Annotated in this window: 1 protein-coding gene; it reads left to right on the top strand. The window is 53.9% G+C overall.

Annotated elements, in window-relative coordinates:
• On the top strand, window positions 1–243 hold a 243-nt coding region (locus AAEZ05_RS29815), incomplete at both ends, for a hypothetical protein (protein WP_350650246.1).

The following is a 243-nucleotide window of genomic DNA, read 5'->3' as shown; positions in this document are numbered from 1 at the left end:
CAATGAGGTGACTAAGCTCTGCTCTCTGTTGAATACTAAAAAGCCGGGCGATAAGTGCGACGACCAAACCGGTGGTTCGGCAGCCAACCCCATGATCTGGGACGACACTGTTAACAAGTGCGTTCGACTCTCGGAATCTCAGGGTGATGCACCCTGCACGCAGATCAAGAATCAGGGCGGATCCGGTACCGCTTATACGGTTGCTGGCAACCTCGATAAAGGCGGAAATGCTGTTGCTCCTCC

Source organism: Pseudomonas sp. HY13-MNA-CIBAN-0226, from assembly GCF_040310305.1.
Lineage (GTDB): Bacteria > Pseudomonadota > Gammaproteobacteria > Pseudomonadales > Pseudomonadaceae > Aquipseudomonas > Aquipseudomonas gregormendelii.
The sequence above is the reverse complement of the archived record's forward strand: the minus strand, read 5'-3'. Positions and strand labels throughout refer to the sequence as shown.